Origin of the sequence: Stenotrophomonas sp. CFBP 13724, from assembly GCF_014841975.1 — a bacterium.
GTDB lineage: Bacteria > Pseudomonadota > Gammaproteobacteria > Xanthomonadales > Xanthomonadaceae > Stenotrophomonas > Stenotrophomonas lacuserhaii.
Genome location: NZ_JACYUW010000001.1, coordinates 1289568 through 1314951, shown reverse-complemented (window position 1 = coordinate 1314951; position 25384 = coordinate 1289568). Strand labels below are relative to the sequence as shown.

Here is a 25384-nt window from a genome sequence, read left to right as displayed (position 1 = left end):
ATACCGGACGTCCTGTACAGTTATGTCGAGTGAAGCAACGGCCGTTCACGTGGCGGATGGCGGTCCGGCGCAGGCAGCCGCGCCGGCAAGCGTGTAAAATCGCGTCTTTTGGCCTCCTGACAATGGCGAAACCGTCACCTCGGCCGCCCGTTGCCGGGCCGCCCCTGATCCGCGCACTGCAGCGGCTTGATCATCATTCCGGTACACCAGACAGCCCCGCGCTGCCTGCGGCGCTGGGCGGCTGGGTCGACTGGAACCGCGCCGTCGCCCTCGCACGGGCGCTGGATGGCAGCCTTCCTGATCTCCCGGAGCCGCCGGTGGACACCGACGCTGACCGCCTTGTCGAAGAATGCGCGCGTGCGCGCAGCGCCCACGCCGAGGCCATCCACGCGCTGGTGACCGCCCTGCTGCAGCCGATGGGGCCGGCCGAACTCGAGCGGCGGCACGCCGCGCTCCAGCGCGCCCAACTGACCAGCACCGGCCGCCTTCGCGGTCGCCTGCGCGACGTGCTGGCGCGGACCGGCGAGCAAGGCGCACGCCTGGCCGAGATCGATGCCGTGATGGAGCAGGTGCTGGCCCCGCGGGAGTACCGGCTGCTCAGCCGCCTGCCCGCCCACCTGGCCGGCTGCCTGCCCGCCATCGCGACCGCAGATGCCACTTCCGCGAACCCGGACGCCACATCGCCTGCCGTGATGCCCGACTCCCTGCCCGAGCCGCCCTGGCCGCCCGCGCTGCGCGATACCGTGCGCGACCTGCTGCTGGCCGAACTCGACCTCCGTTTCCACCCGATCGACGGGCTGTCCGCCGCCGTCCATCCGCACCGAGCACCGCCCCATGCTGCGTAACGTACTGCACCTGATCGTTTTCCTCCTCGGACTTGCCGCTGCCGTCTGGATCGGGATCGGCTACATCGGCCACAACACGCTCGGCGCCGCCGTCGCACTGCTCATCGCCGCGTGCTACTGCGTTGGCGGGTGGGAGCTGCTGCAGTTCCGCCGCGCGACCGACGCACTGCTTGGCGCCACCCGCAATGGGGGCGACCGGGAAAGCCTGGATGACTGGCTCACGCGCGTTCCATCTCCCCTGCGCGGGCCGGTGCGGCTGCGCGTGGAAGGCAACCGGACCGCCCTGCCCGGCCCCGCGCTCACCCCGTACCTGGTCGGCCTACTGGTACTGCTGGGCATGCTCGGGACGCTGCTGGGCATGATGGCGACGCTGCGCGGCACCGGCATGGCCCTGCAGAGCGCGACCGACCTGCAGGCCATCCGCGGCTCGCTGGCATCGCCGGTGGAAGGACTGGCCGTAGCGTTCGGCACCTCCATCGCCGGTGTCGCGGCATCGGCCATGCTCGGCCTGCTGTCGGCCCTGCTGCGGCGTGAGCGCCTGGCCGCCGTGCAGGTGCTTGACCAGCACATCCGCACGGACCTGTCGGTGCATGGCCCGGCGTGGCAGCGTTCGGAAGGCCTGCGCCTGATGCAGGACCAGGCGGCCGTGCTGCCTGCCCTTGTGCAGCAGTTGCAGCAGATGGTGGAAGGCGTGCAGCAGGCAGCTGCGGCCAGCCATGCACAGCTGGAGGCACGCCAGGAGGCTTTCATCGCCCGGCATGACGCCACGCAGGCGCGCCTGGCCGCGCAACTGGAGCAGTCCCTGCAGCGCGGCGTGCACACCGGCAGTGAAGCCATCGGCACCACGCTGCAACCGCTGCTGCGGGATGCACTGGGAAGCATCGAAGCCACCGCCGCGCGCACCCAGGCCAGTGTTACCGACGCGGTGCAGCGCCAGCTTGACGCACTGCAGGCATCGACGCAGACGGTATCCAGCGACCTGCGCGCGCAGTTCGACGGCGCGCTCGACGCGCAGCAGGCTGCCAATGCCGCGCTTGTCACCGCACTTGGCAGCGCGCTGTCCAACGTCATCGCCAGCCAGCAGGACGGCACTGATCGACTGCTGGGCGAACTCGATGGCCGCCTGCGCGGGCAGGTCGAGCAGCTGGGCGCCCACTGGACCACGCTGGCGGAGCAGCAGCAGGCCGCGGCCAGCGCGGCGAGCGAACGCGACGGACTTGCGCGGGCGGCGGCACTGGAGGCGCAGCAAGCCCATGCGCGTGAGCTGGTGACCCAGCTGCAGAACACACACCAGGCCCTGCTGGAGCGCTGCGCACAAGACGACCAGGCGCGCCTGCAGCAGTGGTCGCAGGCCTTCACCGCGCTGGCCGAACAGGCGGGTGTGCAGTGGGCCACGCACAGCGAACGGGCCACCGCGCAGCAGCAGCACATCAGTGAAACGCTGCAGCAGACCGCCAGCAGCATCGGCGAAGAGGCGCGCCGACAGTCCGCCGCCACCATCGCCGAAATCGCCCGCCTGCTGGATGTCGCCAGCGAAGCGCCACGCGCCGCCGCCGAAGTGGTCGCCGAGCTCCGCCAGCGGCTGTCCCACAGCCTGGTGCGCGATACATCAATGCTTGAAGAGCGCGCCCAGTTGCTGGGCACGGTCGGCAGCTTGATGGAGTCGATCCAGGCCACGTCCAGTGCACAGCGCACGGCGGTGGACCAGCTGATCGAAAACGCCGCCGGGCTGATGCAGCGCACCGGCGAGCGCTTCGCCGAACAGGTTGACGCCCAAGCGGGCACCCTGCAGGCACTGGTGGGCAGCGTTGCCGACGCCGCCACCGGCAGCCGCGAACTGGCCGCCGGACTGGACGGCGCGGTTACCGCGTTTACCGCCACCAGCAACAGCCTGTCGACCCATCTGGAACAGCTGGCCGGCGCCCTCGACGCTTCGCTGGCACGCAGCGATGAGCAACTGGCCTACTACGTGGCGCAGGCGCGCGAAGTGGTGGACCTGAGCCTGCTGTCGCAGAAGCAGATCACCGAAGAGCTGCGCCAGCTCGGTAATGGCCGCACGTCGGCAGGGAACGCATGAGCGGTCACGACGAACTGGATGGCGACAGCGGCACGCCCATCTGGGCCGCGTTCGGTGACCTGATGTCGGTGCTGCTGGGCGCTTTCGTGCTGATCCTGGTGGGCGTGGTGGCCATGCAGCTGGAGCTGAGCGGGCGACTGGATGCGGAAACTAAGCAGCGCCAGGCCGCCGAGCAGACACTGGAACAGGCCTTGGCCGGACCGCTGGCGGGCGGCCGGGTCACGCTGGTGGATGGCCGCATCGGCATCAGCGGCAATGTCCTGTTCGCGCTGAATTCCGACCAGTTGCAGCCGGAGGGACGCGAGGTGCTGCGCAGCCTGGCCGGCCCGTTGAAGGGATGGTTGGCGCAACGCCAGGACATCCTGATGGTCAGCGGCTTCACCGATGACCAGCCGGTGCACGCGCACAACCGGCAGTTCGCCGACAACTGGGAACTGTCCGCGCAGCGATCGCTGACCGTGACGCGCACCTTGATCGCCGAGGGCCTGCCGTCGTCTTCCGTGTTCGCCGCCGCGTTCGGCGCCGAGCAACCGGTCAGCTCCAACGCCGATGAAGCCGGGCGCGCGCGCAACCGACGCGTGGAAATCGCGCCGATGCCGCGGCCGGGCACGAAGGAGGCCAACGATGCGGGCGAAGCGCGCTGATCGCACCGCTGGCGAGGGGCTGGCGGCATTGGTGCGCGACCTCGACGCCGGCTCTGCTTCGCTGCAGCACTATCCGCAGTTGCCGGCGCTGCAGCCGATGCGCGATGCCTGGCAGCAGCTGCACGCCGAGAGTCGGCTGCGTATCGCCCTGCAGCAGACACCGGCCGAAGGTGGCCCGTTGAATTCCGCCGTGCTGGTGCATCGCATGCTCGACGCGATGCAGGCACTGTCACCGGACTACCTGCGGCATTTCATTGCCTACGCCGACACGCTGGCGTGGATGGAGCAGCGAGCGCAGCCAACGGCCGCAGCGACGCGCAAACGTACACCGAAGGCCCGGTAGCGCCGAGCCATCAGGCGTCGCGCTGGGCCTGCTTGCGGGTCAGATCGCCGAAACGCGACAGCGACATCAGGTGCTGGTGCACCAGGCCCAGCCAGCCATTGCGGTGCCAAGCGAGCACCACCTCATCGGACAGCTTCTGGAACTTCTCCACGTCCACCACGTTGAAGCCCTGCAGGGTCAGTTCGCGGCCATTGGGCAGGCGCACGTTGGCATTGCGCATCACCAGCAGGTCCTGCTCGATCAGGGCCTTGGAGAAGGCCTGGGTATGGTTGTGGTCGGCGGTGAAGCGGCCGCAGAATTCCATGGCCTGCTGCAGCAGCTCGCTCGGCTTGCCGTCGACGAACAACGCCTCGCCTTCGGTCCCGCCCTTGACGATGCGCTCAGTGCCCTCGTCGAAGCCCAGCACGTAGTTCTGGCTGCCGTCAGTGTCGATGAAGATGAAGGGATGGCGGCGCACATAGGCCGGCACGTAGGTGTCCGGCTCCCACTGGCCGTCAGTGACGAACAGGTTGTCCTCGGTCACGCCGAGGGCGGCCATCGGCACTGCTTCCGGACCGGCGAACAGGATCGGGAAGTGGTGCAGTGCCAACGAGAATTCGTTGACGATCAACGGAATCGCGTTGGTCTTGGCAGCGAAACCCAGCTTGCCCGGCAGGATGCGCAGGTCGCCGTGGATATCCGACTGCAGCGGCACCGGGCGGCTGTAGAACAAAGGGGAGCCTGCTGCAGGCGCGGTGTCGTTGCCGGTGGTCATCAGAAAGCCATCTCTACTGAACGCGCCAGCCATCCCGGGCGCGAATGCGGGTGGAACATGAAGCCCGCATTATCAACAAGCCACGTGGCAATCACCACCCCGCCGTTGCCGCCTTACTTGAGCTGCAGCGGATAACGCTGCCACAGCACGTGCACCAGGAAGCCGGTCAGCTCCGGATCCTTGCCCCTGATCGCGCCACGGATCTTGTCCAGCAGCACCATGTCCGAGCATTTGCGCACGTCGGCATGGTTGGCCTGGCCCGCACGGCGCGCGCGATAACGGGCAGCACGCTGCGCATCGCTCATCGCGTACCCGAATTTCGGCGGCCTGCCCCGCTTGCGCGGGAGCGCCAGTTCGAACGTGCCGGGGTCTTTGTCGTCGCGCATGCGGAAGTAGAGCGGAAAACGGCCGCGCACTTTATCGTGAGGCATCACTTTAATCCAGTCTTTTCGAACGAAAAGTGCTGTTTTTCCGGTCGCGGGCGCCAGCGCTTTTCTCATCCCAAGGGTGGCGGCACCGGAACCTGTCAGGGGGTCGGGCGGTGGGGCTGGGCGGGGGCGTTGAGCGCCATGGATGGCGCGAAACGAGGCCCGCAGGAGCGGCTTTTGCCGTCCCCCGCCCAGCCCCACCGCCCGGCCCAAACCCAGCTCCCCCTGATCCACCGCCAAGAGAGTTGCGAATGGGTCGCAATTGCGTTGCCGGTGGTGCGGCAGTAGACTGGAGCCCACCTCTCCGACTGCATCGCTAGCGGCCTCCGGATCATCGATCCGGCGCACGCAGGCACGCCCGCGCACGCCCATGACCCGACCCACCGCACTCCCCTCGCCCTTTCGTTTCCGCCCGCTGGCCGTTGCCTGCGCGCTCACTGCATGCACTCCTGCAGTCCACGCGCAGCAGGCCGCCACCGACCTGGACGCGGTGCGCGTCAACGCCTACCGCGCGGCCAACAGTGTCAGCAGCGCGACCAAGACCAGCACCTCGGTCGCCGAAACGCCGCAATCGGTGTCGGTCATCGAACGCGCCGAACTGGATGCGCGCGGCGTGCAGTCACTCAACGATGCAATGCGTTACGTGGCCGGCGTAAGCCTGGAAAGTTCGGGCATCGACAACCGCGTGGATGACTTCCGCATCCGTGGTTTCGATGCCGGCAGCTGGGCCAACAACGTGACCCTGGACGGCATGCGCGCGCCGCAGGGCAGCCAGTGGAACCGCAGCATGTTCGACAGCTGGAACCTGGAGCGCGTGGAAGTGCTCAAGGGCCCCTCGGCGGTGATGTACGGCCAGGTCGCACCGGGCGGCATGGTCAACCAGGTCAGCAAGACCCCGCAGCCGGGCCAGTTGCAGCAGCTGCGACTCGGGCTGGACGCGCACGGCCAGTACAGCGCCGCGTTCGACGTGGGCACAGGCAGCGACGACGACGTGCACCTGGCGCGTCTTGTCGGCCTGTATCGCGATGGCGACACCCAGATCAAACATACCGGACAGGAGCACTGGTTCCTCGCCCCCAGCTACACCTGGCAGATGGCCGAACGCACCCGCATCACGCTGCTGGGGATGTACCAGAAGGACGATGGCGGATCGACCTACCAGTTCCTGCCGATGGACGGCACGCTGCGCGCCACGCCATATGGCCACATGAAGAACACCACCTTCATCGGCGAGCCGTCCTGGAACACGTTCAACCGCACGCTGTGGACCGCAGGCTGGATGTTCGAGCACGCCTTCAACGACCACCTGACCTTCAGCCAGAGTGCGCGCCGCACGCATGTGGATTCGCTTTACCGCGGCGTGGTCACCAATGGCGCACTCAACGCCGATGGCCGCACGCAGGCACGACGCGCCACCTACGGCACCGGCGATTCCGATGGCGACACCTTGGATACGCGCCTGCAGGCACGCTTCCGCACCGGCGGCGTGGACCATGTCGCCCTGCTCGGCTGGGACTGGCAACGCGCCGATTGGGAAGGCGTGCGCGGCGCGATGAGCAGTCCGCGCCCGATCGACATCTTCAACCCGGTCTACACCGGCTACGTGCCGCAGGTGACCAGCCTGAGCCCGACCGAAGGCAGCAACCGGCAGAGCGGCATCTACCTGCAGGACCAACTGGCGCTGGGGCAGTGGCGCCTCACCGTGGGCGGCCGCTACGACTGGACCAAGGACGATGCTTCGAGTGCGACCCGCAACCCGGTCACCGGTGCGACGGTGACCCAGCCGCGCAGCGTGATCAAGAACGAAGCCTTCACCGGCCGCGCCGGCGTGCTGTACGTGTTCGACAACGGGCTTACCCCGTACATCAGCTACGCCGAATCGTTCCAGCCCTCCTCCACCAGCCCGCTGAACAACTTCGATGGCAGCGCGTTCGATCCGGTCACCGGCACCCAGTGGGAGGCGGGCCTCAAGTACCAGCCGGCCCGCATCGACGGCCTGGTCACGCTGTCGGCGTATGAGCTGCGCCAGCAGAACCTGCTCACCCAGGATCCCGACCCGACCCACAACACCTGCGGCGCCACTGCCAATGCACGCTGTTCCATCCAGGATGGCGAAGGCCGCGTGCGCGGCGTGGAACTGGAAGGACGGGTGACCCCGTTCGAAGGTTTCAGCCTGATCGGCGCAGCAACCTGGATGGAGTCGGAGATGACCCGTTCCGATCAATACCAGGGCAGGCAGCTGATCATGGTGCCTGACTACACCGCCTCGTTCTGGGCTGATTACACCTTCGCGGGCGGCGCCCTGGAGGGCCTGAGCCTGGCGGCGGGTGCACGCTACAACGGCCGCAGCTACGGCGACAGCGCGAACCTGTACCGGATTCCGGGGTACACGTTGTTCGATGCGGCGATCCGCTATGACGTCGGGCGGGTTGGCAACGGCGACCTGCAGCTTGCCGTGAACCTGAGCAACCTGGCGGACCGGCGCTATGTGTCCACCTGTACGACGGTGTCGTCGTGTTACTACGGCAGCGGCCGCACGGTGATGGCCACCGCGCGATTGGGCTGGTAGCACCAAGACACGCTCGGTAGTGACGGCCGTTCGGTGGGTGACGACCGTTGGTCGTCACGCTCCTGCCTTCCGCTGCGCTCGCCGACCATGGGTCGGCGCTACCCGCAAAAAAAAGGGGCGGCCGAAGCCGCCCCTTACCCGTTGGATCATTGCGCCGGCGCATAGCCGTGCAACTGCATGGTGCTGCTTGCCCGGCCCTGGCTCATCGAACGCAGGGCCGTGCTGTAGCCCTGCAGCTGCGCCAGTGGTGCGAACCCGCTCACCTGCGAACGACCTTCCCGCTCGTCGATCGCCTGCACCCGTCCGTGGCGCCGCTGCAGGTCACCCACCACATCACCGACATTGGCCGCGGGCGACAGCACCTGCAACGCCATCACCGGCTCCAGCAGCTGCGTGCCCACCTCGGCCAGTGCCGCCTTCACCGCTTCCATCCCGGCGCGATGGAACGCCTGCTCGGATGAATCCTTCGCATGCGTCTGGCCATCCACCAGCACCACGTCCAGGCCGACCACCGGATGGCCCTGCGGACCGTCCTGCAGCGCAGCGCGCACGCCCTGCTCCGCCGCGCGGATGAAGCTGCGCGGCACCACGCCACCGGCGATGCGGTCGCTGAATTCCACCGCATCATCCTCGCGCGGGCGCACCTCCAGCACTACATGCGCGAACTGTCCCTGGCCGCCACTCTGCTTGACCACCCGGCCGACCACGCCAAGCGCCGCGCTACGTGGTTTCTCCAGATAGGCTACGCGCGGCTGGCCGACCTGGACCTCGACCTTCCACTCGCTGCGCAGGCGCTCCACCATCACTTCCAGGTGCAGCTCGCCCATGCCCCACACCAGCGTTTCGCCGGTTTCCGCATCGGCCTCGACGCGGAATGACGGGTCCTCCTGGACCAGGCTTGCCAGGCCCTGGCTGATCCGGATCAGGTCACCGGCGCGGCCGGCCTGCAGCCGCCACGCCAGCACCGCCGGCTGCGAGTGGATGGCTTCCAGCAGCAACGGCTGCTGCAGCGAGGACAGCGTTTCACCGCTGATCGCATCCTTCCAGCCCATCACCGCCACGATGTCGCCAGCCTCGGCCTGTTCGATGTCATGCACCTGGTCAGCCTGCACTCGCACCAGCCGTCCCACCCGACGCGCGTCGTGCCGCGAACTGGCGATGCGATCGCCCACCCGCAGCGTGCCCGAATACACCCGGATGAAGGCAAGCGCACCCTGCTGCATGTGGGTGACCTTGAACAGCAGCGCGGCCAGCGGACCCTCCGCGTCAGGCAGCAACTGCACCGTCTCTTCGCCGGCAATGGCACTCACCGAGGGCCTGTCCAGCGGCGAGGGCAGGTAATCGACGATGGCATCCAGCAACGATTCCACGCCCTTGCCCTTGAACGCCGCACCGGCCAGCACCGGCACGCCGGCACCGCTGACGGTGATGCGTCGCACCGCCGCACGTAGCGCATCGGCGTCCACCGCCGAGCCGGCCAGCCAGGCATCGGCAAGCACATCGTCCAGCTCGGCCGCGGCCTGCACCAGCGCATCACGCTGGGGCTGCCACTGCAGCGCTTGCGCATCGGTCCACGGCTGTTGCTGCAGCGAACCGGCGGCATCCCAGTGCAGCATCTTCCGGTCCACGAGGTCGACCCAGCCATCGAACGCGGCTTCGCTGCCCAGCGGCAGGCCCAGCGCAAGCGGGCGCGCCTGCAGGCGATCAGCAAGCTGCGCCACGACGCGGTCGAAGGACGCACCGATGCGGTCCATCTTGTTGACGAAGGCGAGCAGCGGCACGCCATGCCGGCGCGCCTGGTGCCAGACGGTTTCCGACTGCGGCTGCACACCGTCCACCGCCGAGAACACGGCCACCGCGCCATCCAGCACGCGCAGCGAGCGCTCCACTTCGATCGCGAAATCGATGTGGCCTGGGGTGTCGATCAGGGTCAGCCGGTGCGCTGGGAGGTCGCGCGGCGCCCACTGCGCCTGCACGGCAGCCGCGCCGATGGTGATGCCGCGTTCGCGCTCGATTGCCGAAAAATCGGTGGTCGCCGCGCCGTCGTGCACTTCACCGACGCGATGGATCTGGCCGGTTTTCCACAGCAGCCGTTCGGTCAACGTGGTCTTGCCCGCGTCGATATGGGCAATGATGCCGAGATTGCGACGCAGCGAAAGGGTCTGGGTGTTCATGAGTTGCTCCTGCAATGCCAACCACGGAGGACCGCGCGTCCCGGTTGGCGGCAGGGCGCGCGGCTAGGTCTGGGTGTCGTCGAGCGGGTGCATGGCACGTTCTCCTTCGCTTTTCAGGTAAATCGGTGGATCGGTGGATCGGAAATAAAAAAAGCGCCCGGTTGGGCGCTCTGCTGGGGGTCCAAGGCAACCGCAATGCGGTCAGCCGCCTTGTCTTCCGCCGGGCAGACGCACCCGTTCCGCGCAGGCGCGGAGCAGGATCTGAAACGTCAGCAGCGGAAAAGCGTTCATTGGACTCACCACGGATGGGAGCCGCTAGTGTGCGCCTGTTTGCGGGGGAAGCAAGGGCCTATTGACAGCAAAAATAGAACGCTGAGGGGGAGGCTTGCTATGTCACCACCACCAGCGGTACCGGCCGCCGCGGATGCTGCAGCACCAGCACGTCCTGCTGGTACACGCGGCGCAGGGTGTCTTCGGTCAGCACCTCGCGCGGGGTGCCATCGGCGGCCACACGGCCGCGTTCCAGCAGCACGATGCGGTCGGCATGGCCGGCGGCCAGGTTGAGGTCATGCAGCACCACGATCACGCAGGCACCCCGGTCCGCCAGCGCACGCACGCTGCGCAGCGTGCGTTCCTGGTGGCGAAGGTCCAGCGCGGCGGTGGGTTCGTCCAGGAACAGCAACGGCGTGTCCTGCGCGAGCACGCGCGCGAAAGTGGTGCGTGCCGATTCGCCGCCGGACAGCTGCTGCACTTCGCGCTGGCGCAGGGCCTGCAGTTCGGCCGCGTCCAGCGCCGCTTCGACGTGGCGCGCATCCTCGGCAGGCGCTGGCAAATGCGGCAGGCGCCCCATCGCCACCACTTCTTCCACGCTGAAGGCAAAGCGCACTGCATGTTCCTGCGGCATCACCGCGCGCTGGCGCGCCAATGCCCCCGCACGCAGCGCCGAAAGCGGTCTGCCGGCCAGCAGCACCTCACCGCTGTCCGGCCGGAGGTCGCCGCAGGCGATGCCCAGCAGCGTCGATTTACCCGCCCCGTTAGGGCCGACAAGCGCGGTCAACGTACCGGGCTCGAACACCAGCTCGACATCGGCCAGGATCGGCCGCTGCTGCCGCACCACGCCGACCTGCCGCAAGGAAAGCAGTGCACTGGTCATGCCCCCACCCTGCCCCGGCGCTGCATCACCAGCCACAGGAAGAACGGTGCGCCAAGTGCCGCAGAAAAAAGCCCCAGTGGAACTTCCGCCGGCGGATCCAGGGTGCGCGCGGCGGTGTCGGCCACCACGATCAACAACGCACCGAGCAACCCGGACAGCGGCAACAGCCAGCGATGGCCCGGACCGACCAGCAGCCGCGACACGTGCGGCACCACCAATCCGACGAAGCCGATCGACCCGGCGAACGCCACCGCCGCGCCCACCAGCAATGCGCTGTACGCCACCAGCCTCCGGCGCGTACGCGCGACATCCAGCCCGAGGTGCTGCGCCTGGCGCTCGCCCAGCGCCAGCATGTCCAGCGGCGTTGCCAAGCGCAGCAGGCAGAACATGCCCACGGCGAACAGCGGCATGACCGCCGCGACGTCGCGCCAATCGGCGCTCGCCAGCGAACCCAGCTGCCAGAAGACGAGCGACTGCAGTTGCGCTTCGGTAGCGATATAGGTGAAGAAGCCGATCAGCGCCGAACAGAAGGCGGCCATCGCGATGCCGACCAGCAGCAGGGTGGCATTGCCATCGCCGCGCCCGGGTCGTGCCAGCAGGTAGGTAAGGCTGATCGCCGCCGCACCGCCGGCAAAGGCCGCCAGCGGGATCACCCAACTGCCCAGCGTCGCCGCACCCAGCACGATCGCCGCCACCGCGCCCAGCGCGGCGCCCTGGCTGACCCCGACGATGCCGGGGTCGGCCAGCGGATTGCCGAACAATCCCTGCAGGCTGGCGCCGGCCATCGCCAAGGAGGCGCCCACGATGGCACCCAGCAACACGCGCGGGATGCGCAGCTGCCACACCACCGCGACGTCGCGCGCGCTCGCGTGCGCGGCATCCAGCAGCCCCAGCTTGACCCCGATGGCCTGCAGCACGGCCAACGGCGGCAGCCGCAGCGGCCCCACCGCGAACGACGCCAGCACCGCCAGCAGCAACGCGCCCAGTACCAGCAGCAGCATCAGCTGGCCGCGACGTCGGCGCCGGTCACCGGCCATCGTCCACCGCGGTGGCGTCATGCCGGCGGCAGCGCCGCCAACGCGCGCGCCAATGCCAACGCGCCGGCACCGGACCCCACGCTGGTGTACTTCAGTTGCAGGTCTGGCATTACCCAGACCCGGCCAGCCTGGCCGGCGGGGGTCTGCTTCAGCGTCGGATAGGCCTTCCACAGCCCGTCGGCACCGCCGAACAACTGCAGGTCATGTTCGGTGACCAGGATCACTTCGGGGGCCGCTGCCACCACGCCTTCGTTGCTGAGAGCGGAGAAATTGGCGACGCCCGCTTCGGTGCCGATGTTGAGGCCGCCCGCCAGCGCGATCAGCTTACCCGAGGCGCTGTCGGCGCCGGCCACGGTCGGGTTGGCGCCTGCGCCGGTGGCCGAGACATGGATCACCCGCGGCTTGCGCGTTGTCGCCGTAGCGACCCCGGCGGCCTCGTCCAGCTGCTTCTGCACCGCATCAGCCAGCGCCACGCCGGCCTCGGCACGCCCGATCGCCGCAGCGACCTTGCGCACCTTGTCCGGTGCCGGCTGCAGATCATCGATGATCACCGCATCCTGGCCCACCGCGCGCAGTTTTTCGGCCAGGTCGCTGTGGCGACGCAGGCTGTTGCCCAGGAACAGCGAGCCGCCCAGGCTGAGCACGCCTTCCACGCCGGTGGTGCGGTTGAACAGGAACCGGTGTGGCGCGGCGCGTCCGGCGTTGGTGGTGGCATTGGTCGGTGCGGCGAATACCTGGCTGCCCTGCCCCAGTGCTTCGATCACCGCGATGATGTCGTCGCCACCGGCGATGATCCGGCTGGCATCGTCGACCTGCACGTCCACGCCATCATCGGAATGCACGGTGGCCGGCAACGTGGCCGCGCCCGCCGCCACCGAAGGGGCGGTCTCGCCGCCGACGCGCTGCCAGCCTGCCGGTAGCGCGTCGTGCTCCGCCGCAGCACCCGAAGCGGGCGGCGTCGCGCTGGCCTGTGCCGGCGCGGCAGGCTCGCCCCTGCCGGAACACGCGGCAAGCGCGAGCGCCAGCGCTAACGACGGTGGCAGCGTCCTGGCAGCGCGGATCAGATTCGAATACATGGGGACGTTACTCCTGCGGGGTTCACGGCGTGGCGGCCTCGCCACTACGGTCGGCGATGCCGTACAGCGCCGACAAGGTCGCCTTGAACGATGCCGGCAACATGGGCCCGTGGCCAAGCCCGGGGAACTCGCGGTACTGCACCTGCAGGCCGGGCAGCGCACCCAGGCGCTCGCCCAGTGCGTGCGCGGCATCCGGTGCGGCGCCCCCGATGCGACGCAGGTGCGCGACTACGCGCGGGTTGGCCATGTCACGTACGCCGCGGTTGCCGCTGCGCTCATCGCCACCCAGCATCACCCACAGCTGGGCCGGCTGGCCGGCGCGGTTTTCGACGAACTGTTTTTCCAGGTCGCCGAGCGCGGCGCCCTGGCTCCACCACAGCGACGGACTGGCCGCCACGTACTGCTGGAAGGCGGCCGGGCGGGTGTACAGGCTGCTGAGCACGAACAGTCCGCCCAGCGAATGCCCCCACAGCGCCTGCCGCTGGGTGTCCACGTTTGCGCGGCGCGTGACTTCCGGTTTGATCTGCCGTTCGATCACGTCCTGGAAGGCGAACGCCCCGCCGCCGACCACCTGCTGGGTGCCGCTTTCATCATCGGCACGGTCGATCCAGGCGGTGTAGTCGCGGGTGCGCTGGGCCGAGTCGATGCGACGCTCGTTGTCATAGCCGATCAGCACCAGCACCGGCGGCGCCTTGCTGGCGGCCAGCTGGTCCAACATCGACCGGTCCAGCACCATCGCCACAGCGTTGCCATCCAAGGCGTACAGCACCGGCGAAGGCGCGCTGGAGGCCTTGCCGGGAACCAGCAGATTGACCCGCCAACGGCGCTGGCCGTCCGCGCTGCCTATAACGAAACGTTCGACACGATAGCTGCCAGCGGGCTGGTCCAGCACCGTCTGGCCCATCATCTGGTCTGGATTGCGCTGCTGCGCATGGGTGCAGAACGAGGCGCCAGCCAGCGCGAACAGCGCGGCAAGGCCAAGGAGACGGTGAAGCATGGGGGGCACGGCTCACAGCGGGGGTCGCCGAGCAGTCTATCAAACGCGAATGGTTCTCGCTTTCGCTGGGCGCAATGCTGCGCGCAGTGAGATGGGTCGCCCCTACCCCGGGCCACACGCGCGAAGGGTCAGCGCGCCGCCTCGGCCAGCCGCGCACCCAGCCATACCAGCAGCATGCCACCTGCCAGGCTGACGCCCAGGTACAGCGGCACCATGCCGCCGCGGTCGCTGCGCGCGAACACCAGGGTCTCCAGCATCAGCGAGGAAAACGTGGTCAGCCCACCCAGCAGGCCGATCACCAGGAACGCACGTAGCAGGGTCACGTTGCCGCCGCGCTGCTGCAGCCACACCAGCAGGTAACCGGCGGCGAAGGCGCCGATGAAGTTGGCGCTGAGCGTGCCCCAGGGAAACCCTTGGCCGAAGCGCTGGAGCATGGCGTCACCGATGACGAAACGCAGTGCCGACCCCAGTGCGCCACCGGCCATGACCAGCCCCAGCTGCTGCCACCAGACCGCGGTCATCCGCCGCCCTGTCCGCTGAGCTTGGCGGCCCGCGCCTGCTCGCGCTGAGCGCGAAGGCGATCGAGTTTCTCCTTCAGCTTGATCTCCAGCCCTCGCGCCACCGGCTGGTAATAGACCTGTTCGCCCATCGCATCAGGGAAGCCGGTCTGGTCCAGCGCGATGCCGCCTTCCATGTCATGGTCGTACTGATAGTCCGCGCCGTAGCCGAGGTTCTTCATCAGCTTGGTCGGCGCATTGCGCAGGTGCAGCGGCACTTCCAGCGTGCCCGACGCGCGCACTTCGGCCTTGGCCTGGTTGTAGGCGGCATAGCCGGCATTGGATTTGGCCGTGCTCGCCAGGTACAACACCAGCTGGGCGAATGCCAGCTCGCCTTCCGGGCTGCCCAGCCGCTCGTAGATATCCCAGGCTTCCAGCGCCATCGACTGCGCGCGCGGATCCGCCAGGCCGATGTCCTCGATCGCCATGCGGGTCAGCCGGCGCGCCAGGTAGGACGGATCGCAGCCGCCATCGAGCATCCGCGTAAGCCAGTACAGCGCCGCATCGGGGTTGGAGCTGCGCACGGATTTATGCAGCGCGGAGATCTGGTCGTAGAACTGCTCGCCCCCCTTGTCGAAGCGGCGGGTGCGGTCCGCCAGCACCTGGGTGAGGGTCTGCGGGGTGATCCGGCCGCCTTCGTCGACGGCCAGTTCGGCGGCGATTTCCAGCAGGGTGAGCGCGCGCCGGACATCGCCATCGGCGGCGCTGGCGATCTGCAGCAGCAGCGCGTCTTCCACCTGCACGCCCTCCCCGCCCAGCCCGCGCTCGCTATCGGCCAGCGCCCGCTGCAATGCTTCGACGATGTCCTGCGGTGACACGCCTTCCAGCACGTGCACGCGGCAGCGCGACAACAGCGCGGAGTTCAGTTCAAAGGACGGGTTTTCGGTGGTGGCCCCGACGAACACGATGGTGCCGCGTTCGATGTGCGGCAGGAAGGCGTCCTGCTGGGTCTTGTTGAAGCGGTGCACCTCGTCGACGAACAGCACCGTGCGTCGGCCTTCGGCGAAACGCTGGGCCGCTTCGGCCAGCACCTGGCGCACCTCCGGCAGGCCGGACAGCACCGCGGAGATCGCGCGGAATTCGGCGTCGGCATATTCGGCCAGCAGCAGCGCCAGGGTGGTCTTGCCACAGCCCGGCGGCCCCCACAGGATCATTGAATGCACGCGTCCGGATTCGACCGCGCGGCGCAATGCGCTCTCCGCGGCCAGCAGGCGTTTCTGCCCGACCATTTCGTCCAGGGCGCGCGGCCGCATGCGCTCGGCAAGCGGTCGCAGGTGATCCCGATCCACGCTCAGCAGATCAGGGCCGGGGAATGAAGAAGTACGTTGTCTGGCCACGCGGCATTGTACCGCTTGGCCATACCGTCATTCACCGATGACGTCGGTACCGGCCGGCGGGGTGAAGCGGAAAGTGCCGGCGGCGAAGGACGGATTGCGCTTCCAGCCGGTGAAGGCGATCACCGTGCGCTGGCCAACCGCATCGGTGATTTCCATCTTCGCCAGCCCGCTGCCATTGAAGCCCAGCGCGGCGTACTGGAAGCTGGCCTCGGTTTCGCGCTTCGGGGTCAGCGACAGCCACTGCAGGCCATCACGCGGCGCGGCTTCTTCGCTCAGGTCGTACTGCTGCTCCAGCAGCGCCGGATTGATCAGTGCGGTCAGCGGGCTGTTCTGCTCTTCCTTGCCCTGTGCACGCACGGTGGCCTGTTCCAGGTCCGGTTCGTACATCCACACCTTGGTGCCATCGGCCACGATCTGCTGCACGTGCGGACGCTGGTATTCCCAGCGGAACAGGCGCGGCGCCGACAGCGCGACACGGCCACTGGTGGTTTCCTTGACCTTGCCACGGGTATCGAACACCTGCTGGCTGAACCGCCCGTCCAGGCCCTTCAGGCCGGCGGTGAAGGTCTTCAGCTCATCACGCGCGCCGGCCCAGGCACTGGTCGAAACCAGGCACGCGGCGGCGAGCACGGAAGTAGCGAGGGTGCGGCGGAAGCTGGCGTGCATGAGGGTATCCAGAAAGAACGTGGAAGGATGGAATGAAGTGTGCCCAAAGCATCCTGAATGGGCGATCCACTGCAGTGGGCGCAGCGCTCAGCCGCCGCTTGCCGCAGGTACCCGACCGTACACGATCTGCCCGCGGAAGCCGCGCCGCACCTGCTGGAACAGCTCGCGGAAGGCGGCATAGTCGGCGGGCTGGCACAGCGCATCGTTGCCGCGCACTGCATTCTGGCGCAGCCGGTGGCGGGCGATGACCTGCTGCCCTTCACGCTCCCAGCTGACCGAATACTGGCCGGCTGCGTTGCTGAACTGCTGGTCATGCGGCACCGCGATCAGCGGCACGCCGGGCGGCAGGGTTACCCGGTAGATTTCCTGGCGCAGGCTGGCATCGCACTGGAACGGGGTGGCATTGTCCGGCGCCGAGGTCGCCGCGTAGGCGTCACGGAACGATTCCGCGCCGGGCGGATCGGGCAGCTGCATGCCGCCGACCAGGTTGAAATCCACGTAATCGGAGGCGCTGAAATCAAAGGTGTAATTGAAGGGCTGCTGCAGATCCTGCGGGTCACCCTGCAGTTCCAGGCGGCCCTGCCCGTCGAAGCCGGAGGCCGCCACCATCGATGCCTCGGCGCGGGCGCGGTTCTGCGCATTCAAACGCGCGAACGAGGCGCGCATGCCGATTTCCGCGCTGTCGCCGGGCTGCAACCGGGTGCTGCCTTTCAGGTTGCCGGCGGCATCGAACACGAAATCCGCCTCGAAGCCCATGCCATTGCGCAGCTCATCGTTGGCCGGAGTGCGCGCCAGCTTGGCCGGCCCGGTCAGCAGCACCGGCGTGCCGAGGTCGCCGTCGGGCAGCTGGCCGGGACGTGCCCAAGCGCTGGTGGAATCCAGGTACAGGTCGAATTCCGGCACGTAGGTGATGGCGTGGTTGAAGCGCCCCAGCGTCGGTACCGCCGGCAGGGTCGGCCCACCGCCTGCGCCGATCAACACCGCCGTGCTGTCGATGCCCTTGGCCGCCAGCAGTGCTTCCAGGATCACCACGTGGTCCTTGCAGTCGCCGTAGTGGTTGTCCAGCACGCTCTGCGCGGGGTTCGGTTCCAACCCGCCGTTGCCAAGATAGACGGCCACGTAGCGGATGTTGCGGGCCACCCAGCGATACAGCGCATCCACCTGTCCACGGCGGTCGGCGATGCCGTGGGTGACTTCCTCGGCCAGCGCCTGCAGCTGTGGCGTGACCTTCGCCGCCTGCCCTGCCTTGAGCTGGTAAGCACGCGCCATCTGCGGCCAGTCCGCATAGGTGCTGGCCATGATGGTCGGGCTGAACTCCCACGGCGCGGCGGTCCAGTTCTGCGCCGGCAGCGGCGTGCCGCGGCGATAGGTCCAGCTCCACTGCGCGCGGCCAGCGCGGACCGTGGGCGCATCGCTGCCCTGCACGCCCCTGCTCAGCACCTTCATCGGCAGGCTGGCTGGCGCACTCAGGGTGACCTGCGCATCGTCGTACTGGTTGAACACGCTGAAGGTTTCCCACAGACCGAAGTAGCCCGGGAAGTACGGCTGCCGCTGGCTGCGGCGGGTGGCATAGACCACGCGCGTGCCCGGCGCCAGGTTGGGAAACACGATCACCCGCACCTTGCGGTCGGCGTACATTGCCGCCGAAGCGCTGGAATAACTTTCCTGGGTGTAGATGCGGTCTGCCGGCACATCGCGGCGCTGGCCATCGGCGGTGAGCGTGTAGGCCTCCAGCACCTCCAGCGTTTCCATTTTCTCGCTGTAACTCAGCCGCACCTGGCTGAACTGGTCCACCGCGCTGCGCGTCTTGAGCAGGATGTCGTAGTGCTCGGCCTGGGTGTTGCCGGCATCGGCATCGACCACGTAATCGGCGCGGTAACGGGCGAAGCTGAAGTTGTTGCTGGCCTCGGCCGGCGCCGCGCCCTGCATCGGGGCGGCGGCGGGGATGGCGGGGACCTCCACCGCCAGGGCGGACCCGAAAGGCAGCAGCAGGGCGGCCAGCAATCCGTTGCGGAGGGGTGCCATGAGGGGTTCCGGTTGGTCAGGGGGTGGATGCCGGCCAGCGGCCGGCACTACCGGGATTGCATTATTTGGGCGGCGGCGGGGCCAGCACGGTGCGGTCGCCGTTGTGCTCGGGCGAGCTGACCACGCCGGCCGCTTCCATCGCCTCGATCAGGCGCGCGGCGCGGTTGTAGCCGATCTTCAGCCGGCGCTGCACGCCGGAAATGGAGGCGCGGCGGGTTTCAGTCACCACCCGCAGCGCTTCGTCATACAGCGGATCGGATTCATCGCCCGACGATGCGGTTTCCGGCAGGCCGCCGGCACCGACCACCACGCCATCGCCCATGGTCTGCACTTCGTCCAGTACGCCTTCGATGTAGTCCGCCGGCCCCATCGCCTTCAGGTGTTCCACCACGCGATGGACTTCTTCGTCGGACACGAACGCGCCGTGTACGCGGTCCGGCATCGCCGTACCGGGCGGCAGGTACAGCATGTCACCGTGGCCCAGCAGGGTTTCGGCGCCGGACTGGTCCAGGATGGTGCGCGAATCGATCTTCGAGCTGACCTGGAAGGCGATGCGGGTCGGGATGTTGGCCTTGATCAGGCCGGTGATGACGTCCACCGACGGCCGCTGGGTGGCCAGGATCAGGTGGATGCCGGCCGCACGCGCCTTCTGTGCCAGGCGGGCGATCAGCTCTTCGACCTTCTTGCCGACGATCATCATCATGTCGGCGAATTCGTCGATGAAGATGACCACGAACGGCAGCGTTTCCAGCGGGCGCGGGGCCTCGCCCAGCTCCGGGTTCGGCTTGAACAGCGGATCCATCAACGGCTGCCCGGCGTCCTGCGCGTCCTTGACCTTCTTGTTGAAGCCGGCCAGGTTGCGCACGCCGACCGCGCTCATCAGCTTGTAGCGGCGCTCCATCTCGGCCACGCACCAGCGCAGGCCGTTGGCGGCCTCCTTCATGTCGGTGACCACCGGCGCCAGCAGGTGCGGGATGCCCTGGTAGACGCTCAGTTCGAGCATCTTCGGGTCGATCATCAGCATGCGCAGGTCTTTCGGGCTGGCCTTGTACAGCAGGCTCAGCACCATCGCATTGACTGCCACCGACTTGCCCGAGCCGGTGGTACCGGCCACCAGCAGGTGCGGCATGCGGGCCAGGTCGGCCACGGTCGGGCGGCCGGCGATGTCCTTGCCCAGGGCCAGGGTAAGAGGGCTGGTCGCCTTGTCATATTCCTTCGAACGCAGCAGCTCGGAGAGATAGATCATCTCGCGGGTGACGTTCGGGATCTCCAGGCCGATCACCGACTTGCCCGGAATCACATCGACCACGCGCACCGACTTGACCGACAGCCCGCGGGCAATGTCCTTGTCCAGCGTGCTGATCTGGCTGACCTTGATGCCCGGCGCAGGCTCGATTTCGAAGCGGGTGATCACCGGGCCCGGATAGGCGCCGACGACCACCGCATCGATGCGGAAATCCTTGAGCTTGAACTCGATCTGCCGCGACAGGGTTTCCAGCGTCTCTTCGTCGTAGCCCTTGGGCTGCGGCTTGGGATCATCCAGCAGCGCCAGCGGGGGCAGGTCCGAGCCATCGCCGTTGACGCCCTGGAACATCGGGATCTGGTTGTCGCGCTTGGCCCGGTCGCTCTTCTCGATCACCGGTTCCGGGCGCGGCTCGATCTTCACCGGCTCGCGCTTGGCGCGCACCTCGGCATCGACCTTGCGCACTTCCTGGCGCTCTTCGCGCATCACGCGCGTCTGCTTCCACTCGGTTGCCTGCTCTTTCTTCTTTTCCAGCAGCGGCGCCAGCGCCATCACGCCCTTGCCAATGCGTTCCATGACCATCAGCCACGACAGGCCGGTGGCCAAGGTGATCGAGGCCAGCAGCAGCACCAGCACGAACAGATTCGCACCCAACGCCCCGAAACCGACGCTCAGCGAAGAGCCCACCAGCTTGCCGAGGATGCCGCCGGCCGAGGCCACGTCGGCACTGAACAGGCGCAGGTGCAGGAAACCGGTGCCGGCGATCAGGAAGCCGACCAGGCCGACCAGCCGCAGCGCCGGGTCGAGGTCGTTCTCGCCCTTGGCTTCGCGCTTCAGCCCGAACATCGCAAACCAGGCCAGCGCGCCGAGGATCACCGGCAGCACGAAGGCCATGTAGCCGAACAGCTGCAGCAGCACGTCGGCGATCCACGCCCCGGCACGCCCGCCCATGTTGTTGACCGGCGCCACGATGCTGCCGGTGTGCGACCAGCCCGGATCAGTCGCCGAATAGGTGAACAGGCTGGCCACCAGGTACAGCAACGCCGGGGCCACTGCGATCAGACCCAGATCGCGCCACAAGCGCTGCCGCGTGGGGTTTTCAGACGGAGACGGATCGCGGCGACGGGCTTTGCCTTCGCTCGATCGGCTGCGTTCGGGGACCTGCTTCGCCACCTTGGACACTACCTTTGGAATACGCTGTTAGTGGTTGATAATAAACGAAGCGCGTCGGTTTTCCGTCACTGCTGGCTGACCGCGATACGCCATGGCCTGGCCGGCCCCGTCGAACACGGCCTGACCGGTCCGGCGCATCGCCGCGTTCCAGGCGTGCGGGTTGAAACCCCCTGCCCCTGCCATCACTCTATGGTCTGCCCCCAGCGCGCGCAAACCGTCGCCGCGCCTTGATCCCCTTACCTTTCGCGAGTCTACATGAGCACCACGCTGCCCTCCCGCCATCAGAAGCTTGTCATCCTCGGTTCCGGCCCGGCCGGTTGGACTGCCGCCGTCTACGCTGCCCGCGCCAACCTCAAGCCGGTGGTGATCACCGGGCTGCAGCAGGGCGGCCAGCTGATGACCACCACCGAGGTCGACAACTGGCCGGGCGACGCCCATGGCCTGATGGGCCCGGACCTGATGGCGCGCATGCAGGCCCACGCCGAACGCTTCGAAACCGAAGTGATCTTCGACCATATCCACACCGCCGACCTGTCCCAGCGCCCGTTCAAGCTGATCGGCGACAGCGCCGAATACACCTGTGATGCGCTGATCATCTCCACCGGCGCGACCGCCAAGTACCTGGGCATTCCGTCCGAAGAGACCTTCAAGGGCCGCGGCGTGTCCGCCTGCGCCACCTGCGACGGCTTCTTCTACCGTGACCAGGACGTGGTGGTGGTCGGCGGCGGCAACACCGCCGTTGAAGAAGCGCTGTACCTGTCCAACATCGCCCGCAAGGTCTACCTGGTCCACCGCCGTGACACGCTGAAGGCGGAAAAGATCATGCAGGACAAGCTGTTCGCCAAGGTCGCCGCCGGCAAGATCGAAACCGTCTGGCACCACCAAGTGGACGAAGTGCTGGGCAACGACGCCGGCGTGACCGGCGTGCGGGTGAAGTCGGTGCAGGACGGCAGCACGCGCGACATCCAGGCCCATGGCTTCTTCGTGGCGATCGGCCATCACCCGAACACCACCCTGTTCGACGGCCAGCTGGCGATGAACCACGGCTACCTGGAAATCCGTTCCGGCCTCGGCGGCAATGCCACCCAGACCTCGGTGGAAGGCGTGTTCGCCGCTGGCGACGTGGCCGACCAGCACTACCGCCAGGCGATCACCTCGGCCGGCTTCGGCTGCATGGCCGCGCTGGATGCCGAGCGCTACCTGGACGCGCAGGGTAAGGCGAGCTGAGGCATGCCGCAGGGCGGTTTTTGAAAGGCCGGCCTTGGTGCCGGCCTTTCCGTTTCAACAACGAGGGACTCGGGCCACCTCCCCGCTGCATCGAGTGCGGCGCGAGAGCACGGTGTCCGCCGATCACGGCGCCTGAAGAAGCGCCGTGGGAGAGTGGCCCTGACCCCGCCCCCATAGAGGATCGTCGGGTGACTTTCCTCCGAGGGACGCTGATGACGCACCCGCTGCTGCACCTGTTTCCCTCCGAGGGTTCTGCCGAGGCCCTGCGCGCCGGGCTCGGCCCCGGGCTGGATGGCCATCGCATAATGGCGCTGCCTGAGCTTTATGCCGTAGGACCGCTGCGGGACGCAGGACGGCGCAGCGACTTCTGGCGGCGGTGGCTCGCCGGCTTCCCCGACACTGCGGAACCGGGGGTGGATACCGCCAGGCCCTTTGCTGCATGGGACGCCCTGGACAGCCATCTGCTAGAACAGCCGCAGCAGCAGATCGTGGTATGGCACACCGGGTCTGGCCAGGACCAGACGTTCCTGCACATGGCATGCCACCGGCTTGCCGGATCGCTCCTGCCGATGCATGAAGTATCCGTACCTCCCGTCCAGGGCCTGTACAACATGGGCGCGAATCCACCGCGCGTGCTGGCGCCACTCGTTGCACGGGCCACGCCGCTCAGCGCCTCCCGCCGCAGGCAGCTCGCCGCCGCATTCCCCACCGTGGCGGCTGCCGAAGGACTGCGGGAATGCAGCCAGGAGGGCGTCCTCGAGCTACGCGCCATCTCGTGTCACGATCACGAAATACTCGCGCATTGCCCGCGCGAGTGGTGGCCTGCCGCTCGCGTGTGTGGCAACGTGATGGGGCACGATGACATGCGCAATCCACTGTCGGAAGCCTTCTTGGCCGGTCGCTTGGCGAAGCTGATCGATGAAGGCCACATCGAGGCCAGGCACCGACACGCCGGGTGGCATGCGACGCGCGTCCGGCGGGCCGGGTAAACGCTGGTTGCCCGTGTATCCGCGCGCTTGCCCGACGCCTACGCAGGGGCATCTTCCCGTGGCTCAGCGGCGAGGAGCCGATTTTCTGGTGGTCGTTTGAACCACGCATTGGGTTCCCGACCGACGGTGGCACCTGTCGCGGCGGCTCCAGCGTCAGCTACGCAGCCAACGCCTTCGAGCAAGAGATGCGCACCTGTGCCGAGACGCCGCGTCCAGGCCAGCACGGCACATGGATCAGCGAGACGATGGTTCAGGCCTAAGTTACGCTGCATGACCTGGGCCGTGGCCGCTCCATCGAGGTCTGGCAGCATGACGTCCTTGTCGGCGGAACTCCGGCGTGGCGGTGGGCGAGGTGTCTTCCGGCGGAAGCATGTTCAGCGCGCGCCGCGGCGGCGAAGATGCGCCCGCCCACGCGCTGGCGCTGGCCAGTGCACACCCCAGGTTGAATGCCATCTCCCGCGCCATGGTTATTCATATTGAACTCATCCGACCGCTCCCTCCTGCCAGCCGAACCGGCTTCTACGCCGGCTTTCTCGGTTCAGGGTAGCTTGCGGGCTGTCGCCGCCCCGCCATCCTCACCGTGCGTTGCCTGTGGCGCGACCATGCCCGGCCCCCGGACGCACTGCACGATATGCCGGACCGGCGGTGACTTCACCCCGTCGTCGTCAACCATCCGGGTGTCCCAGTAGATCGGCGCACTTCCGGCGTTCTCGCAACGCAGGGTGATCTGGGCTGGCTTGGTGTCTGCGTCAGGCAGCGTCACCGCTCCATCCGTGCACTTCCAGCCGGGAGGGCATCCGAGGTTCTTCGTCTCGATCACGACGGGGTACTGGGGAAAGCCGGCGAAGGCAAGATCCACCACCCGGGATTGGCCGGCCGCCACGCGGATGGTCTGGATCGGATCAACTTTCAGCGGGTCGCACCCCTTGCCCTCGCGCCAGAGGCGGTACCCCTTTTCGACGCCTTTCATCGAAGCTTCTCGAAAAACGGGATCCTGCAAGGCGAGTGCGTCGTTGGGGTTGGAGTGAAACGCTGTTTCGATGATGATCGATGCCATATTCGCTATACGGTTCTCCCCTTTGTTGTCAGCACGGGGATCCGACTCAACATTGAATCCGGAATAATCATCCTGGCCGGTGATCAGCTCGCGCATGTAGCAGAGAACACTGCGCGCCAAAGCGCGATCTTCTTCTCTCCCCGTCTGATAAACCACCCTCGTTCCGCTCGGAATTTCAGAGTCGGAACCGTTGGTGTGCAGATGCAAGGCGACATCTGCACCGAGATGGTTCGCCAGCAGAGGGCGACTGCGCAGGTCCTGATCATAGTCACGATTCGAATCGCCTACTGGCGAGTTCCAGATTTCTGGGTTGGCCGGAAATCTCTCCTCCAGGTGATACTTGGCCGCGACCTGCCACCATTCCACGCCACTTTCTTCATGCAGATCAAATGACGATGTCCGGGGCCTTACCACAGGCATGCGGCCTCGCTCCTGGATCCAGTGCTTCAGCTCCTCCGCGTAAGCTGGCGTAACCAGGTCCTCTCTCACATCATTCATCAGAGGGCGCTGCCATAACCAGGCTGCTTTGCGCTGATGCCTGTAATAGCCATGCGCGGCGGAAACCATCGCCATCCCCGAACCCCGAATTCCGCGTCTGCGCGCATCAGCGTCCTCCTGTTGTTGTTCAGGGAAGTAATGCATGATCGCGCGCCCGTCGAACTTGTACTCGACGTTTCCAGGTGGCGTGTATTTCCTCACCGCCTCCGTTACGCCGTGACGGAACAGGTCCATCTGGTGCTCGAAATCGGCCCCCGCGTACTGCGGGATAAGGTCCCGTCCAAACTCAAGTGTGATGGTGGATGTAGCCAGATCAACCGATGCGTGGACGCGCCCACCGCTGCTCTGGCCCGCGATCCGATCAAGTCGATCTAGAATCCTCTGCGCCTCACGAGTCACTTCCGCATCCAAACTGCGATCACGTGCCTCGCCTGCTCCGGCCTGGCATGTTGCCACCATCGATAGCAGTGTCGCCAGCGTGATTGACATGCCAAGGCTCCGCCCGCCAAAGCGTG

Annotated in this window: 20 protein-coding genes; 7 read left to right on the top strand and 13 right to left on the bottom strand. The window is 67.4% G+C overall.

Annotation, left to right across the window (positions count from 1 at the left end; all coding sequences use genetic code 11):
* Nucleotides 1-56: 56 nt before the first annotated feature.
* Genes IFT63_RS05675 through IFT63_RS05660 form a run of 4 tightly spaced genes read left to right on the top strand, consistent with a single transcriptional unit; the run spans nt 57 to nt 3909 of the window.
* On the top strand, nt 57-845 hold the full coding sequence (locus IFT63_RS05675) for a DUF3348 family protein (protein ID WP_342450485.1): 789 nt from the start codon (nt 57-59) through the stop codon (nt 843-845).
* Entirely contained in the window at nt 835-2922 is a 2088-nt protein-coding gene (locus IFT63_RS05670; RefSeq protein WP_192083476.1) for a hypothetical protein, read from the top strand. Before IFT63_RS05675 ends, IFT63_RS05670 begins: the two co-directional genes overlap by 11 nt.
* Nucleotides 2919-3566: an OmpA family protein gene (locus tag IFT63_RS05665; RefSeq protein ID WP_042612833.1), complete on the top strand. Its 648-nt coding sequence runs from the start codon at nt 2919-2921 to the stop codon at nt 3564-3566. The genes IFT63_RS05670 and IFT63_RS05665 overlap by 4 nt, the downstream gene beginning before the upstream one ends.
* On the top strand, nt 3547-3909 hold the full coding sequence (locus tag IFT63_RS05660; protein ID WP_192083475.1) for a DUF2894 domain-containing protein: 363 nt from the start codon (nt 3547-3549) through the stop codon (nt 3907-3909). Before IFT63_RS05665 ends, IFT63_RS05660 begins: the two co-directional genes overlap by 20 nt.
* 10 nt (nt 3910-3919) lie before the next feature.
* On the opposite strand, the gene IFT63_RS05655 is transcribed toward IFT63_RS05660, so the two are convergent.
* Together IFT63_RS05655 and IFT63_RS05650 are read right to left on the bottom strand one after the other, a co-directional pair.
* Nucleotides 3920-4663, bottom strand: coding sequence for a SapC family protein (locus IFT63_RS05655; RefSeq protein ID WP_101100467.1), 744 nt, complete (start codon nt 4661-4663; stop codon nt 3920-3922).
* Nucleotides 4664-4776: 113 nt separating this feature from the next.
* A complete protein-coding gene (locus tag IFT63_RS05650; protein WP_042612942.1) occupies nt 4777-5049 on the bottom strand; it encodes a hypothetical protein in 273 nt (90 codons plus the stop codon).
* A 412-nt stretch (nt 5050-5461) separates the two neighbouring features.
* Here IFT63_RS05650 and IFT63_RS05645 point away from each other — a divergent pair, with 412 nt between their 5' ends.
* On the top strand, nt 5462-7660 hold the full coding sequence (locus IFT63_RS05645) for a TonB-dependent siderophore receptor (protein WP_192083474.1): 2199 nt from the start codon (nt 5462-5464) through the stop codon (nt 7658-7660).
* 146 nt (nt 7661-7806) lie between these two features.
* Here the strand turns inward: IFT63_RS05645 and fusA are convergent, their stop codons facing one another.
* The 10 genes from fusA to IFT63_RS05595 all read right to left on the bottom strand — a co-directional run bounded on the left by fusA (nt 7807) and on the right by IFT63_RS05595 (nt 21098).
* Nucleotides 7807-9834 (bottom strand): elongation factor G, encoded by a 2028-nt coding sequence (gene fusA / locus IFT63_RS05640; protein ID WP_192083473.1) that lies wholly within the window; start codon nt 9832-9834, stop codon nt 7807-7809.
* Nucleotides 9835-10222: 388 nt separating this feature from the next.
* Nucleotides 10223-10987, bottom strand: coding sequence for a heme ABC transporter ATP-binding protein (locus tag IFT63_RS05635; RefSeq protein WP_192083472.1), 765 nt, complete (start codon nt 10985-10987; stop codon nt 10223-10225).
* Nucleotides 10984-11988: an iron ABC transporter permease gene (locus tag IFT63_RS05630; RefSeq protein WP_192084151.1), complete on the bottom strand. Its 1005-nt coding sequence runs from the start codon at nt 11986-11988 to the stop codon at nt 10984-10986. The genes IFT63_RS05635 and IFT63_RS05630 overlap by 4 nt, the downstream gene beginning before the upstream one ends.
* Nucleotides 11989-12041: 53 nt before the next feature.
* Nucleotides 12042-13100: an ABC transporter substrate-binding protein gene (locus tag IFT63_RS05625; protein WP_192083471.1), complete on the bottom strand. Its 1059-nt coding sequence runs from the start codon at nt 13098-13100 to the stop codon at nt 12042-12044.
* A 22-nt stretch (nt 13101-13122) separates the two neighbouring features.
* Nucleotides 13123-14097 carry an alpha/beta hydrolase-fold protein gene (locus IFT63_RS05620; RefSeq protein WP_192083470.1) on the bottom strand — a complete coding sequence of 325 codons (975 nt, stop codon included), beginning with the start codon at nt 14095-14097 and terminating at the stop codon, nt 13123-13125.
* A 128-nt stretch (nt 14098-14225) separates the two neighbouring features.
* A complete protein-coding gene (gene crcB / locus IFT63_RS05615; RefSeq protein WP_042614107.1) occupies nt 14226-14618 on the bottom strand; it encodes a fluoride efflux transporter CrcB in 393 nt (130 codons plus the stop codon).
* Nucleotides 14615-15991 carry an AAA family ATPase gene (locus tag IFT63_RS05610; RefSeq protein ID WP_192083469.1) on the bottom strand — a complete coding sequence of 459 codons (1377 nt, stop codon included), beginning with the start codon at nt 15989-15991 and terminating at the stop codon, nt 14615-14617. The genes crcB and IFT63_RS05610 overlap by 4 nt, the downstream gene beginning before the upstream one ends.
* Nucleotides 15992-16018: 27 nt before the next feature.
* The gene (lolA, locus tag IFT63_RS05605) at nt 16019-16657 is read right to left on the bottom strand and encodes an outer membrane lipoprotein chaperone LolA (protein ID WP_192083468.1); all 639 of its coding nucleotides are present in this window, start codon (nt 16655-16657) and stop codon (nt 16019-16021) included.
* Between the two features lie 87 nt (nt 16658-16744).
* Complete coding sequence (locus IFT63_RS05600; RefSeq protein WP_192083467.1) at nt 16745-18682, bottom strand: DUF3857 domain-containing protein; 1938 nt, start codon at nt 18680-18682, stop codon at nt 16745-16747.
* Between the two features lie 61 nt (nt 18683-18743).
* The gene (locus IFT63_RS05595; protein WP_042614128.1) at nt 18744-21098 is read right to left on the bottom strand and encodes a DNA translocase FtsK; all 2355 of its coding nucleotides are present in this window, start codon (nt 21096-21098) and stop codon (nt 18744-18746) included.
* A gap of 255 nt (nt 21099-21353) precedes the next feature.
* Here IFT63_RS05595 and trxB point away from each other — a divergent pair, with 255 nt between their 5' ends.
* Together trxB and IFT63_RS05585 are read left to right on the top strand one after the other, a co-directional pair.
* Nucleotides 21354-22325 carry a thioredoxin-disulfide reductase gene (gene trxB, locus IFT63_RS05590; protein ID WP_042614111.1) on the top strand — a complete coding sequence of 324 codons (972 nt, stop codon included), beginning with the start codon at nt 21354-21356 and terminating at the stop codon, nt 22323-22325.
* A 212-nt stretch (nt 22326-22537) separates the two neighbouring features.
* Nucleotides 22538-23314: a DUF3658 domain-containing protein gene (locus tag IFT63_RS05585; protein WP_152620654.1), complete on the top strand. Its 777-nt coding sequence runs from the start codon at nt 22538-22540 to the stop codon at nt 23312-23314.
* Nucleotides 23315-23852: 538 nt separating this feature from the next.
* Here the strand turns inward: IFT63_RS05585 and IFT63_RS05575 are convergent.
* Entirely contained in the window at nt 23853-25358 is a 1506-nt protein-coding gene (locus IFT63_RS05575) for an N-acetylmuramoyl-L-alanine amidase (RefSeq protein ID WP_249404335.1), read from the bottom strand.
* Nucleotides 25359-25384 lie beyond the last annotated feature (26 nt).

Bases quoted from the DNA above. Each gene is read 5' to 3' on its own strand.
- lolA (WP_192083468.1), bottom strand. From the start codon at position 16,657: ATGCACGCCAGCTTCCGCCGCACCCTCGCTACTTCCGTGCTCGCCGCC.
- IFT63_RS05655 (WP_101100467.1), bottom strand. From the start codon at position 4,663: ATGACCACCGGCAACGACACCGCGCCTGCAGCAGGCTCCCCTTTGTTC.
- IFT63_RS05650 (WP_042612942.1), bottom strand. From the start codon at position 5,049: ATGCGCGACGACAAAGACCCCGGCACGTTCGAACTGGCGCTCCCGCGC.
- IFT63_RS05670 (WP_192083476.1), top strand. From the start codon at position 835: ATGCTGCGTAACGTACTGCACCTGATCGTTTTCCTCCTCGGACTTGCC.
- fusA (WP_192083473.1), bottom strand. From the start codon at position 9,834: ATGAACACCCAGACCCTTTCGCTGCGTCGCAATCTCGGCATCATTGCC.
- crcB (WP_042614107.1), bottom strand. From the start codon at position 14,618: ATGACCGCGGTCTGGTGGCAGCAGCTGGGGCTGGTCATGGCCGGTGGC.
- IFT63_RS05585 (WP_152620654.1), top strand. From the start codon at position 22,538: ATGACGCACCCGCTGCTGCACCTGTTTCCCTCCGAGGGTTCTGCCGAG.
- IFT63_RS05635 (WP_192083472.1), bottom strand. From the start codon at position 10,987: ATGACCAGTGCACTGCTTTCCTTGCGGCAGGTCGGCGTGGTGCGGCAG.
- IFT63_RS05600 (WP_192083467.1), bottom strand. From the start codon at position 18,682: ATGGCACCCCTCCGCAACGGATTGCTGGCCGCCCTGCTGCTGCCTTTC.
- IFT63_RS05620 (WP_192083470.1), bottom strand. From the start codon at position 14,097: ATGCTTCACCGTCTCCTTGGCCTTGCCGCGCTGTTCGCGCTGGCTGGC.
- IFT63_RS05575 (WP_249404335.1), bottom strand. From the start codon at position 25,358: ATGTCAATCACGCTGGCGACACTGCTATCGATGGTGGCAACATGCCAG.
- trxB (WP_042614111.1), top strand. From the start codon at position 21,354: ATGAGCACCACGCTGCCCTCCCGCCATCAGAAGCTTGTCATCCTCGGT.
- IFT63_RS05645 (WP_192083474.1), top strand. From the start codon at position 5,462: ATGACCCGACCCACCGCACTCCCCTCGCCCTTTCGTTTCCGCCCGCTG.
- IFT63_RS05630 (WP_192084151.1), bottom strand. From the start codon at position 11,988: ATGCTGCTGCTGGTACTGGGCGCGTTGCTGCTGGCGGTGCTGGCGTCG.
- IFT63_RS05665 (WP_042612833.1), top strand. From the start codon at position 2,919: ATGAGCGGTCACGACGAACTGGATGGCGACAGCGGCACGCCCATCTGG.
- IFT63_RS05675 (WP_342450485.1), top strand. From the start codon at position 57: ATGGCGGTCCGGCGCAGGCAGCCGCGCCGGCAAGCGTGTAAAATCGCG.
- IFT63_RS05660 (WP_192083475.1), top strand. From the start codon at position 3,547: ATGCGGGCGAAGCGCGCTGATCGCACCGCTGGCGAGGGGCTGGCGGCA.
- IFT63_RS05625 (WP_192083471.1), bottom strand. From the start codon at position 13,100: ATGTATTCGAATCTGATCCGCGCTGCCAGGACGCTGCCACCGTCGTTA.